Genomic DNA, 11,818 nt, shown 5'->3' with positions numbered 1-11,818 from the left:
ATTACCCGGCTGCGGTGATGAGTTTCTTGACGAAGTCACCAAACGGCTTGGCCTGCCATTCGGCCGCGACCGGCGCGGTTGCCTTTTTGAATGCGGCACGATCCACGGGATTGACCTTAATGCTGGGATCTGCCTCGAACTGCGCCAAGTATTTTTTATCTGCCTCTTGCATCAGTCCGCGCTGCAGATCCCCCGCTTCCCGGGCAGCTTCACGCACGGCCTGCCTCTCTGCATCCTTCAGGCGCCCCTGGGCCATCCGGGACATCAGAAACGGCGTGCTCTCCCATTTATGGGCTGACAGACTGATATAAGGCGTGACTTCGTAGATTTTCGAACTGGCAATATTGGCCAACGGATTTTCCTGACCATCCACCACACCTTGCTGCAAGGCAATGTACAGTTCACTGAACGCGATCTGTTCGGTGGCTGCGCCCAATGCCTTGAAAATATCGATGGTCATGGCATCTGCTGGCGTGCGGATCTTCATCCCCGACAAATCCTTGGGCTCATGAACGGGCCGCTGGCTGTTGCTGATCTGCCGCACACCGTTATCCCACCAATCCAGCAGAACCAGACCTTTCGCCTCCATCCGTGCGGCAAGATCAGCACCAATATCCGTTTGCAGGATCTGATAGGCATGGCTCGCGCTATCAAACAGGAAAGGCAGCCCCAGCGCATTAATCTCCGGAACAACCCCGCCTGTGGCGCCCTGACTATTGATGGTGAAATCCAGCACACCGGTGCGCAGGCTGGTCAGCATCGCCACGTCGTTGCCCAGCTGTTCTGAGCCGGCCACATTGATCTTGACGCTGCCGCCAGTTTTTTCCGCTACCAAGGCCGCAAATTTTTCGGCTCCGATCGACCGGGGATTACCGGGCGCTGCGCCGTGCCCCAAAGTAAGCGTGGTAGCTGCATGGGCTTGAGACATCCACAGAGGTGTCGCAGCAATGGTGGCTGCACCACCCAAGGTATGCATGAATTGGCGTCGTGAAATTCTCATGATTGTCTCCTCACGGGTAAATTACGAATGGCTATCAGCCAAATTAAAACGGTAAAAAAGAGGGCTGCATTAAAAAGAAACGCTGATTAAAGCCAGGACTGAATGGATTTTGCAAATGCCTGACTGGATATACCGTAACGATCATGGAGTGTCGGCAAAGCGCCGGCGTCCAGAAATTGATCGGGCAAACCAATCTGATGAAACGCAGGTGCCAAGCGAGCCTTTAACAGCAAACTGGCCACAGACTCTCCGAGCCCACCGACCACAGAGTGGTTTTCTGCGACGACAACCAGACGGTCACTGCGCCGCACCTCATGCAAAATGGTGGCTTCATCCAGCGGTTTGATCGTGGGCACATGCAACACAGCCACATCAACACTGCCTTGCAACTGCTGTGCCGTCTCCAGGGCCCGCATTGTCATGAGGCCGCTGGAAATCACCAGTACATCCCGGCCATCCCGCAACAACTTGGCTTTGCCCAGCTCGAATTTGTAGTCGTACTCATCCAGCACCACCGGAACATTGCCACGCAGGAGACGCATGTAAACCGGCCCCTTATGTGCAGAGATGGCGGGCACCGCCTGCTCGATATCCAGCGCATCGCAGGGGTCCACAATAGTCAGGCCGGGGATGGCTCGCATCATGGCGACGTCCTCTGTCGCCTGATGGCTGGGGCCATAGCCCGTGGTCAAGCCCGGCAGCGCGCAGCACAGCTTCACATCCAGGTGCTCCTCGGCAATGATCTGGTGGATGAAGTCGTAAGCACGCCGGGTGGCAAAAACCGCGTAAGAAGTCACAAAGGGCTGCAGGCCTTCCTTGGCCATACCACCCGCAGCAGCAACCAACAGTTGCTCAGCCATACCCATTTGATAAAAGCGCTCTGGAAATGCAGCGGCAAACACATGCAAATCCGTGTATTTGGCCAGATCACCTGTCAAACCGACAATTTCGGGCTTTTGCCGGGCAAGCTCGACCAGTGCATGCCCAAAGGGCGCAGACTTTGTGGCCTGTCCTTCTGAGGCAATCGAGGCGATCATCGCCGACGTTTTCAGACGCGTCGGGGGGGTGGCAGTTTGATTCATGCCTGCGCTCCTTGGTGTTGGGCATCCAGGTACTCAATCGCCTGCTGCCACTCGTGTTCATCAACCCGGATAAAGTGATTTTTTTCTCTGGCTTCCAGGAAATCCACGCCACATCCCATGTGAGTGCGCAGCAAAATTACCCTTGGCTGATCACCCTCCAGATGGCGCGCCCGATCAAAGGCATCAAGCACCGCCTCAAGATCGTTGCCGTCCACCTCTTGCACATGCCAACCAAAGGCCTGCCATTTATCCGCCAGCGGCTCGAAGCCCAAAACCTTTGATGAGGGCCCATCCGCCTGCTGATTATTGATATCCACCAGATTGATCAGCCGGCCAAGACCATGGTGTGCGGCCGACAGGGCTGCCTCCCAGACTGCCCCCTCATCCAGCTCTCCGTCGGACATCGACACATAAACAAAAGCCGGGTTCTCTTTGTGCCGTAAAGCCAAAGCCATCCCTACACCAATCGCCAAGCCGTGCCCCAGCGACCCGCCTGAAATCTCCATCCCCGGGGTGTAACTGGCCATGCCTGACATCGGTAAACGACTGTCATCCGAGCCATACGTCTCAAGCTCATCCTCCGGAAGAATGCCCGCCAGAATCAGGGCTGCATAAAACCCGATCGCATAGTGGCCATGTGACAGCAGAAAGCGATCCCGCCCCTCCCACTTGGGATCATCGCGCCGGTAACTCAGTGCATGCCCATAGGCCACTGCCAACATGTCCGCAATGCCCAGCGCCTGAGCAATATAGCCCTGCCCCTGAACCTCGCCCATGCGCAGTGCATAGCGTCGAATCTGGTAGGCATCCACCGCCAGCTTGCTTAAAAGCTGCTTCCGGCTCTCCACCGGTGACAGATCAAGAGTATGCATAAATAGTTTCCTTTAACCGTGAATCAGCATGCCGCCATTGACATCAATGACTGCACCCGTCACATAAGAGGACAGATCCGACGCCAGGAAGAGATAGGCCTTGGCCACATCCAGCGCATCTCCAAGCCGATTGAGAGGAATACCCTTCAGGATCTCGGTACGCATTTCATCAGTCAGCTTGCCGCCGGTAATATCCGTCTGGATCAAGCCCGGCGTCACACAATTCACCCGGATATTGTCCGGCCCAAGTTCGCGTGCCATCGCTTTGGCCAGGCCCAGTACCCCTGCCTTGGCGGCAGAGTAATGCGGGCCACCAAAGATCCCACCGCCACGCTGCGCCGACACGGAAGACATGCAGGCAATCGAACCCGACTGACGCCGGCGCATGCCCGGAATAACTGCCTGGCTCAGGTTCAGCACCCCGCGCAGATTCACATCCATGATGCGATCCCAGCTACCCGGATCGATCTCCATAATCTTCACAGGCTGCGTAATGCCAGCATTGTTGATCAGCACATCCACCGCACCCAGCTCTGCCGTCACCGTGTGCACCGCCGTCTGGCACGCCTGCGGGCTGACCACATTGCAGGCCAGGCCCAAATGCCCCTTGCCCAGCGAATTCGCCGCCGCCTGCGCTGCGGCCTGATCCAGATCCAGTATCGCGACACGTGCACCATTTTCAGCAAACAGTCGCGCCGTGGCGTAGCCAATACCACGCAAGCCTGCGGCACCTGAAATAATGACGGTCTTGTCTTTCAATAGCATGTTCTGCTCTCCTGATGTCCTGTACTGAAATGCTGGAATCATGGTAGAAGCACACCCACGCACCGACAAACGATATATCTGCAATAATTGATGAAATGAGTTCATCAATATCGAGAGCAAGATGTTTAAAACCATCCCATTATCTCTATTGCGCGCATTCGAGGCCGCAGCAAGAAACGGTTCTTTTCGTAATGCTGCCAACGAGTTATCGCTTTCTGCCAGCGCTATAAGCCACGCAATCCGCAAACTCGAATCCGGCATGGGAACCCGTCTTTTTGTGCGAAGCACAAGAGCAATTCACCTGACACCTGAGGGTGAATACCTATACCGGCACGTTAACCGGGCATTTGACGACCTGCGCTACGGCATCGAAACCGTCGCCGCCCGAGGCCCAACCGTGCTGCGCCTTCATTCCGCACCCAGTTTCGCTGCCCAATGGCTTGCCCCCCGCCTGGCGGGATTCCTTGCGGCCTACCCCATGATTGACCTGCGTATGGCCGCCAGCACAGACTACGTGCGCTTTGGCACCGATGAATTCGACATCGATATCACCTACGGCAAACCCAGATCCGAAAATGCCATGAGCATCCCCTTGGGCGAAGAACTGCTCACCCCCTTATGCAGCCCCGAAACCGCAAAACGTATCCGCACCCCGGCAGACCTCGCGCATGTCCCTCTGATTCAAAGCGAATACAAGCAGTTTCGCTGGCCGTCCTGGTTTGAGCTGAACGGCCTGCCCATACGCACCCCACAAGGTGCACGCTTCGACCGCAGCTTTCTGGCAATCGCCGCCGCCGCAGACGGACTTGGCGTCGCCCTGGAATCCACCCGCCTGGCCGAGCGCGAACTCCTGAGCAACCGTCTGGTACGCCCTCTTGCAGGACGCGAGCGAGAAATCCATTACACCGGCCACCACCTGGCCTACTCAAGCGCAGGCCAACAACGCCACACTATCGGCATCTTCCGCGACTGGCTCTTGAATGAACTCGGCCTGACCCAACCCTCTGAACAGGCAAACTGAACCGTTGCCCCCTCTCCGTACGTCAGACGGTGTGTTGGGCTGGCGGGTGGGGCAATTGGAGTTCGCCGTGCAGGAGGCCATCAGAGGGAGACAAGCGAGCCGCCGTTCAAGCGGGACGCTTGTGGTCAGTCCGGAGGACTGACCACCCCGCGCGTTTGGCGAGCGCCCTCTGATGACCTCCTGCACGGGCAGTTCCGGCGCAGCCGGAACCGAACGACTTGCCCCGCCTGCCAGCCCAACACACCGTCGAGCTCTCCGACAAGAGCAATGACGCAGTCGAGCGCCCCCTCCCCAGAAAACAAAAAAAGACCGGGAAACTTCCCGGTCTCTTTCAAAAAATCACGCCAACTTTCCGTGACAATGCTTGTATTTCTTGCCGCTGCCACAAGGACACGGATCATTGCGCCCCACCCGTGGCACAGCCCCGGCCGGAACACCACCCGCTTGCGCAGCAGACCCCTGATCCAGGCCCGGATCCTCGCCCCGCAGCGCCGCGTCATAATCCGCGTGGTGATAGCGCACATTCTCAAGCGCCGGCGATGCAGGTTCCTCGACCTCAACCTGCTCGGCAGACTGAATTCGCACCGTCATCAACACCCGGACCGTCTCATTGCGCACCCGATCCAGCATATCCGAAAACAGCTCGAATGCCTCCCGCTTGTACGCCTGCTTCGGATCCACCTGCGCATACCCCCGCAAATGAATCCCCTGACGCAAATGATCCAGCGACGCCAAATGCGCACGCCAGTTTGAATCCAGCGCCTGCAACAACACCGAGCGCTCGAAAGGCTCCCAGCCCTCGCGCCCAACCAACGTCACCTTTTCATCGTACAGACGCTTGGATTCCGCCAGCACTCGATCCAGCAAATCATCGTCCGTTAAATTGGGCTCTTTCTCCAGCATCTCTGCCAAAGCCATCGGCATCGCCCAATCGGACTCCAGCGCCGTCTGCAGACCTGGCACATCCCACTGCTCTTCCATCGTTTCCTCTGGAATATAGCGACGGAACACCGCGGTAATCTCAGCCTCGCGCAGATTCGCAATCGTATCGGCAACCGAAGAAGACTCCAGAACCTCGTTGCGCTGACCGTACAGCACCTTGCGCTGATCATTGGCCACATCATCGTACTCAAGCAACTGCTTGCGAATATCGAAGTTGCGGCCTTCTACCTTGCGCTGCGCGGATTCGATCGAGCGCGACACCATCCGTGCCTCGATTGGCTCACCCTCGGGCAAGCGCAGACGATCCATGATGGCACGGACACGATCGCCCGCAAAAATGCGCATCAGCGAATCATCCAGCGACAGATAGAACCGTGACGAGCCAGGATCGCCCTGGCGCCCAGCACGGCCTCGCAACTGATTGTCGATGCGCCGTGACTCATGACGCTCGGTGCCAATGATGCGCAGGCCGCCCGCAGCCTTCACGGCTTCGTTGGCCGGTGCCCACTCTGCGCGGATCTGTGCAATCCGTGCCTCTTTGTCTTCGGCCGACAAATCGGCATCAGCACGCACCAGATCAATCTGCTTGTCGACACTGCCGCCCAGCACAATATCCGTACCCCGGCCGGCCATATTAGTGGCAATCGTAATGTGTCCAGGCTTGCCCGCCTCGGCCACGATCTCCGCTTCGCGCGCGTGCTGCTTGGCATTCAGCACATCGTGCGGCAAACCATCCCTGCGCAAGGCATTGGACAGAAGCTCGGAATTCTCGATGCTGGTGGTGCCTACCAGCACCGGCTGACCGCGTTTATGGCAATCGACGATATCCGCCAGAATCGCCTGATACTTCTCGGCATCTGTCTTGAACACCTGATCGTTCTGATCATCGCGGGCCATCGGACGATTGGTGGGGATAATCACCGTTTCGAGGCCGTAAATCTCCTGGAACTCGTAGGCTTCAGTGTCGGCCGTACCCGTCATCCCCGACAGCTTCTCGTACATCCGGAAATAGTTCTGGAACGTAATCGAAGCCAGCGTCTGGTTCTCGTTTTGGATGCGCACACCCTCTTTGGCCTCAACGGCCTGGTGCAGGCCGTCAGACCAGCGGCGACCAGCCATCAGACGGCCGGTAAACTCGTCCACAATCACGACTTCGCCGTCTTGCACCACATATTGCTGATCAAGGTGGAACAAATTGTGCGCACGCAACGCCACCAACAGATGATGCATCAACGAAATATGACGCGGATCGTATAGCGACTCACCCTCGGGCAAGATGCCTTGCTGGACCATCACCTGCTCGGCCTTGACCTGCCCGGCCTCAGACAAATGCACCTGCTGGGCCTTTTCGTCCACCCAGAAATCACCCTCGGGCTCTGGCTCATGCGGCTTCGGTTCTTCGGCCATGCGCGTCAGCAGAGGCGGCACCGCATTCATCCGCACGTACAGCTCGGTGTTGTCGTCGGCCTGACCAGAAATAATCAGCGGCGTACGGGCTTCGTCGATAAGAATCGAATCCACCTCATCGACAATCGCAAACGACAGGCTGCGCTGACGGCGGTCGCCAGGGCGGAATTCCATGTTGTCGCGCAGATAATCGAAACCGTACTCGTTGTTGGTACCGTAGGTGATATCTGCCTGATAGGCCGCGCGCTTTTCTTCGTTTTCTTGCTGCGGCACCACCACGCCCGTGCTCAGGCCCAGAAACCCATACAGGCGGCCCATCCACTCGGCATCGCGCCGGGCAAGGTAATCATTGACCGTCACCACATGCACCCCGTTGCCGGGCAAAGCATTGAGGTACACCGCCAGGGTGGCCATCAACGTTTTGCCTTCACCCGTACGCATCTCAGCAATTTTGCCATTGTGCAGGGCAATCGCCCCCAGCATCTGTACATCGAAGTGGCGCATGCCAAACACCCGCTTGCTGGCCTCGCGGACCACCGCAAACGCTTCCGGCAGCAAAGAGTTTAGCGACTTGCCGTCGGCGATCCGCTGACGGAATTCGTCAGTTTTGGCTTGTAGCGCTTCGTCGGACAAAGCCTGCACAGAGGGCTCGAGCGCATTGATCTGTGCGACCTGCTTGCGGTACTGCTTGAGCAACCTGTCGTTGCGGCTGCCAATGAACTTTTTAAGCAGAGAAACCATAGTGTGTCGTCGCTGCGGGCCGGCGCTGTCAAAAACAGCCCCGGCAACCGGATGATTGTCAGGCACGGTCACTGAACAGTGACCGCAGGTAAACGATGCAGTTTAACGCAGCTGAGGGCCCGCCGCTTTGGCAGGCTGATCTGCGGCTGCTACCTGTAGTCCCGCCAAGGCCTGTACGGACGATCGGTTTGGCGCCTGCAGGAACAAGGTAGGATCCAGTGGGTAATCTGCCATGCGAATCTCGAAGTGCAGATGAGCCCCGGTGGAGCGGCCTGTGCTGCCCACCCGGGCAATCAGATCTCCCTGACGCACGAGGTCTCCCGTCTGGACCAGTATGCTGGACGCATGCGCATATCGGGTACGCAAACCATTGCCGTGGTCGATTTCAACCATCTTGCCATAGCCGTGCCAGGTGCCAGCGCGCACCACAATCCCGCCCGAGGCGGCACGGATGTCCGTGCCCCGCGGTGCTGCAAAATCCAGCCCCTCGTGCATCGTTTGCCGCCCGGTGACCGGATTGCGGCGCCAGCCAAAAGAAGAACTGAGTGCCGGGTAATCCACTGGCGACAAGGTAGGCAAACTGGCCTGAAACCCCGCCTGCTGAGACAAGGCTGCATCCACCAACGCGTAGGCGTCTTCCTGGCTGTCCAGACGCGCACCCAGCGCATCTACCCGTGCGCCCAGCTGTTCGGCCGATTCAAAGGACAAGGACATGGGTAAAGGGTCTGTGATGTCATCCAGCACCTGGGACGCATCAGCCTGGGGGATGTGCGACAAACTGTCCACATCAGCGGCCGTGGGAGCTGAACCACCGGCAATCTCTGGGGCGCTGTACTTGAGGCCGGCTGCCTGGGCGATACGGCTGCGCACGGCCTCCATGGCCAACACCCGCCCCTGGAGTTCTCCGACGCGACCTGCCAGATCGGCAAGGTTACCCTGCAGGGCCGCGGTTTGCTGTTGCATCCGGGCATCCAGCGATTGCCTTTGCTGCGTTTGCACCAGGGAGGCGCCCTGCCAGGACTGCCACTGCGCACCTGCCCATGCAGCAGCAAACAACAACAGGAGCAGCACGCCCAGGCGTGCCAGCCAGTGCACGGTAGAATGACTGAACCGCCGTGCGGTTGTTGCAACATCAACTTCTGACTTCATCCAGCTAATCCTTAAATGTCTCAGGCTTCTCGCCACCGCAGCCATGCCCCTGGGGCCCCAGCCCTGAGCTGGCTGCAGGCAAACCCGCAAGGGGCCCATCTGCTGCAAACAGCGCATACGCTGATGGCCCTGCAAAGCGCTTTACGCGCCACCTTGCCCGTTGCCCTGCAGCGCCGCGCACAGGTAGCCCGTATAGAGGGACAACAACTTACCGTATTGGTTCCCGGCCCTGCCTATGCCGCACGCCTGCGGCAACTGACGCACCAAGTGGCCAGCCAGCTGCAGCAACAGGGATGGCCGGTAGAAACCATTGTCGTGCGCATTGATGCCGCCATGAGGCAAGCCGGGACACAAAAGCCACTGCGTGAAACCCGACCACTGGACGAGCAGGCCTTGCACTGCTTCGAGACATTGGCCAAGGATCTAAGCCCCGGGCCCTTATCCGATGCAGTCAGCCGGTTATTGCGTCATCATCGGCCAGAAGGCACACAAAAATAGCGACCACCGTCTCTTAGGCCAGTTGCCAGTCGCGGGTGTAGGCAGCGGGTGCCAGTTGGGAGGATTCGTAGGTGACGGTTTCCCAGCAATCTTGCTGGGCCAGCAAGGCGCGTACCAGCTGGTTGTTAAGGCCATGGCCAGACTTGCAGGCCACGTACCGGGCCACCAGCGGCTGGCCGGCGAGATAAAGATCCCCGATGGCGTCGAGGATCTTGTGTTTTACGAATTCGTCGTCGTAGCGCAAGCCATCTGAATTAAGCACGCGGTATTCGTCCATGACGATCGCGTTATCCAGGCTGCCGCCCCGGGCCAGCCCCATGGAGCGCAACGCCTCGACCTCGGAGGCAAATCCGAAGGTACGCGCACGCGCAATGGTTTTGACGTAAGAATCAGTGGCGAAATCAACTTCGGCACGATTGGCGGTGGAGTTGATGGCCGGATGGCGAAAATCGATGGAAAACGACAACGCAAAGCCGTCGTGAGGCTCAAGGCGCGCCCATTTGGCTGCCGGGCCATCGCCCTCGCGGACTTCGACGGGCTTGAGCACCCGGATGAACCGCTTGGCTGCAGACTGCTCTTGCAGGCCGGCGCTACGCAGCAAATACACAAAGGTGCCGGCGCTGCCATCCATGATGGGCACTTCTTCGGCGTTGAGATCGACGTGCAGGTTATCCACCCCCAGACCAGCCAGGGCGGACATCAGGTGCTCGACGGTAGAGACGCGTACCGACCCTTGCTGCAATACGGAGGCCATACGGGTATCGCCCACCGCATCGGCACGCGCCGGCAGATCAACCACCTGGGGAAGATCCGTGCGATGGAAAACAATGCCCGTATTGGGCTGTGCGGGGCGCAATGTGATTTCAACCCGGCGGCCTGAATGCAGGCCCACGCCTTTGGTGGAAATCGCTTGCTTGATCGTGCGCTGTAAGAGCATGAGTATATCGGAATAGGCTACACGCACAAGGCACTACCGCCCTGGCGCAGAATGTCGAAGCATTGTAACCGCTCTACGGGTTTTCCACGACCTTTGTCATTGGATTTCACACTTGTTATGCGAAGGCACACCCTCCTCCAGGGGAAGAGAAGAGTGTGCCAGGCGCCGCGACCGGCGTGACAGCAGCCGCGATGTGAGGTCAGATCGACAGATCTTCAGAGATCAGTCGGCCTGTTTGCGCAAAAAGGCAGGGATATCAAAGTGATCCATCCCGGCGCCTTCCAGCGCCTGCACCTGTGCCGAAGCACTGGTACGGGGGCGGCGGATCACCGACGGTACATCCGTGCCGGCAAAATCATGGCCCAGATGCACGGGTTGATTGTCGGTGCCAGTGCGCTGGATTTCAGCATTGTTGGACACCAGTTGCGGACGGCTGTTGGCAGCGCCCAAACCCGTTGCCACCACGGTGACACGCAGACTTTCACCCATGGCATCGTCGTACGCCGTCCCGAAAATGACGGTGGCGTCTTCGGATGCATAGCTGCGGATGGTTTCCATGATTTCGCGGGTTTCACGCATTTTCAGCGAGCGGCTGGCCGTAATGTTGACCAGAATTCCACGGGCACCATGCAGATCGACACCCTCAAGCAAGGGGCAGGCAATGGCTTGCTCAGCGGCGGTACGGGCGCGATCGGCGCCGGCGGCAACCGCTGTGCCCATCATGGCCTGACCCTGCTCGCCCATGATGGTTTTCACGTCCTCGAAGTCGACGTTCACATTGCCTTCGACATTGATGATTTCAGCAATGCCTGCGCAGGCATTGTGCAACACGTCATCAGCCGCCTGGAAGCAGTCTTCCTGGGTGGCGTCTTCGTCCATCAGGTCGTACAGGTTTTCGTTGAGCACCACCACCAGAGAATGCACATGACGCGTCAGCTCGCGGATCCCCTCTTCGGCCAGGCGCATGCGTTTGTTGCCTTCGAAAATGAACGGCTTGGTGACCACACCGACGGTCAGGATGCCCAGTTCCTTGGCAACCTCGGCCACCACTGGGCCGGCCCCGGTGCCGGTACCACCGCCCATGCCGGCTGTGATAAACACCATGTGTGCCCCGTTCAGGGCAGCACGGATTTCCTCGCGAGCAGTCTCTGCCGCCGCACGACCCTGGTCGGGTTTGGCACCAGCACCCAAACCGGTGCGACCCAGGCGGATCTGCACAGGTGCTTCACTGGCCAGCAAGGCCTGCGAATCTGTGTTGGCGCAGATAAATTCCACTCCCTGTACTCCGGAGTGGATCATATGGGCCACCGCGTTACCCCCGGCGCCACCGACACCGACGACTTTGATCACGGTGCCGTTCCTGCTGGTATCCAGCATTTCGAAATTCATCATGGTTGACTCCCT

At 58.6% G+C, this 11,818-nt stretch carries 10 protein-coding genes; 2 read left to right on the top strand and 8 right to left on the bottom strand.

Going from position 1 to position 11,818, the window contains the following annotated elements; translation table 11 throughout:
- Nucleotide 1: 1 nt before the first annotated feature.
- The 4 genes from WA928_RS11635 to WA928_RS11620 all read right to left on the bottom strand — a co-directional run bounded on the left by WA928_RS11635 (nt 2) and on the right by WA928_RS11620 (nt 3,719).
- Complete coding sequence (locus WA928_RS11635) at nt 2-1,000, bottom strand: TRAP transporter substrate-binding protein (RefSeq protein ID WP_424303694.1); 999 nt, start codon at nt 998-1,000, stop codon at nt 2-4.
- An 86-nt stretch (nt 1,001-1,086) separates the two neighbouring features.
- Entirely contained in the window at nt 1,087-2,082 is a 996-nt protein-coding gene (locus tag WA928_RS11630) for a transketolase family protein (protein ID WP_350383641.1), read from the bottom strand.
- Nucleotides 2,079-2,954, bottom strand: a complete 876-nt coding sequence (locus WA928_RS11625) for a transketolase (RefSeq protein WP_424303691.1) — start codon at nt 2,952-2,954, stop codon at nt 2,079-2,081. Before WA928_RS11625 ends, WA928_RS11630 begins: the two co-directional genes overlap by 4 nt.
- Before the next feature lie 12 nt (nt 2,955-2,966).
- Entirely contained in the window at nt 2,967-3,719 is a 753-nt protein-coding gene (locus WA928_RS11620; RefSeq protein ID WP_417276267.1) for an SDR family NAD(P)-dependent oxidoreductase, read from the bottom strand.
- Nucleotides 3,720-3,840: 121 nt separating this feature from the next.
- On the opposite strand from WA928_RS11620, the gene WA928_RS11615 reads away from it, so the two are divergent.
- On the top strand, nt 3,841-4,740 hold the full coding sequence (locus tag WA928_RS11615) for a LysR substrate-binding domain-containing protein (protein WP_350383648.1): 900 nt from the start codon (nt 3,841-3,843) through the stop codon (nt 4,738-4,740).
- Nucleotides 4,741-5,079: 339 nt separating this feature from the next.
- Here the strand turns inward: WA928_RS11615 and secA are convergent, their stop codons facing one another.
- Nucleotides 5,080-7,830: a preprotein translocase subunit SecA gene (gene secA / locus WA928_RS11610; RefSeq protein ID WP_424303686.1), complete on the bottom strand. Its 2,751-nt coding sequence runs from the start codon at nt 7,828-7,830 to the stop codon at nt 5,080-5,082.
- 102 nt (nt 7,831-7,932) lie between these two features.
- Entirely contained in the window at nt 7,933-8,979 is a 1,047-nt protein-coding gene (locus WA928_RS11605; RefSeq protein ID WP_424303683.1) for a M23 family metallopeptidase, read from the bottom strand.
- Nucleotides 8,980-8,994: 15 nt separating this feature from the next.
- Here WA928_RS11605 and WA928_RS11600 point away from each other — a divergent pair, with 15 nt between their 5' ends.
- A complete protein-coding gene (locus tag WA928_RS11600; protein ID WP_424303680.1) occupies nt 8,995-9,477 on the top strand; it encodes a DciA family protein in 483 nt (160 codons plus the stop codon).
- A 13-nt stretch (nt 9,478-9,490) separates the two neighbouring features.
- Here the strand turns inward: WA928_RS11600 and lpxC are convergent, their stop codons facing one another.
- Nucleotides 9,491-10,414: a UDP-3-O-acyl-N-acetylglucosamine deacetylase gene (gene lpxC / locus WA928_RS11595; protein ID WP_424303677.1), complete on the bottom strand. Its 924-nt coding sequence runs from the start codon at nt 10,412-10,414 to the stop codon at nt 9,491-9,493.
- Between the two features lie 222 nt (nt 10,415-10,636).
- The gene (gene ftsZ / locus WA928_RS11590) at nt 10,637-11,806 is read right to left on the bottom strand and encodes a cell division protein FtsZ (RefSeq protein WP_350383657.1); all 1,170 of its coding nucleotides are present in this window, start codon (nt 11,804-11,806) and stop codon (nt 10,637-10,639) included.
- Nucleotides 11,807-11,818: the final 12 nt, after the last annotated feature.

This window comes from Castellaniella sp., assembly GCF_049651205.1.
Lineage (GTDB): Bacteria > Pseudomonadota > Gammaproteobacteria > Burkholderiales > Burkholderiaceae_B > Castellaniella.
This window is presented reverse-complemented; position numbering and strand designations above follow the sequence as displayed.

Coding starts and splice junctions, on each gene's coding strand:
- WA928_RS11625 (WP_424303691.1), bottom strand. CDS start 2,954: ATGCATACTCTTGATCTGTCACCGGTGGAGAGCCGGAAGCAGCTTTTA.
- WA928_RS11630 (WP_350383641.1), bottom strand. CDS start 2,082: ATGAATCAAACTGCCACCCCCCCGACGCGTCTGAAAACGTCGGCGATG.
- WA928_RS11635 (WP_424303694.1), bottom strand. CDS start 1,000: ATGAGAATTTCACGACGCCAATTCATGCATACCTTGGGTGGTGCAGCC.
- lpxC (WP_424303677.1), bottom strand. CDS start 10,414: ATGCTCTTACAGCGCACGATCAAGCAAGCGATTTCCACCAAAGGCGTG.
- WA928_RS11605 (WP_424303683.1), bottom strand. CDS start 8,979: ATGAAGTCAGAAGTTGATGTTGCAACAACCGCACGGCGGTTCAGTCAT.
- secA (WP_424303686.1), bottom strand. CDS start 7,830: ATGGTTTCTCTGCTTAAAAAGTTCATTGGCAGCCGCAACGACAGGTTG.
- ftsZ (WP_350383657.1), bottom strand. CDS start 11,806: ATGATGAATTTCGAAATGCTGGATACCAGCAGGAACGGCACCGTGATC.
- WA928_RS11620 (WP_417276267.1), bottom strand. CDS start 3,719: ATGCTATTGAAAGACAAGACCGTCATTATTTCAGGTGCCGCAGGCTTG.
- WA928_RS11600 (WP_424303680.1), top strand. CDS start 8,995: ATGTCTCAGGCTTCTCGCCACCGCAGCCATGCCCCTGGGGCCCCAGCC.
- WA928_RS11615 (WP_350383648.1), top strand. CDS start 3,841: ATGTTTAAAACCATCCCATTATCTCTATTGCGCGCATTCGAGGCCGCA.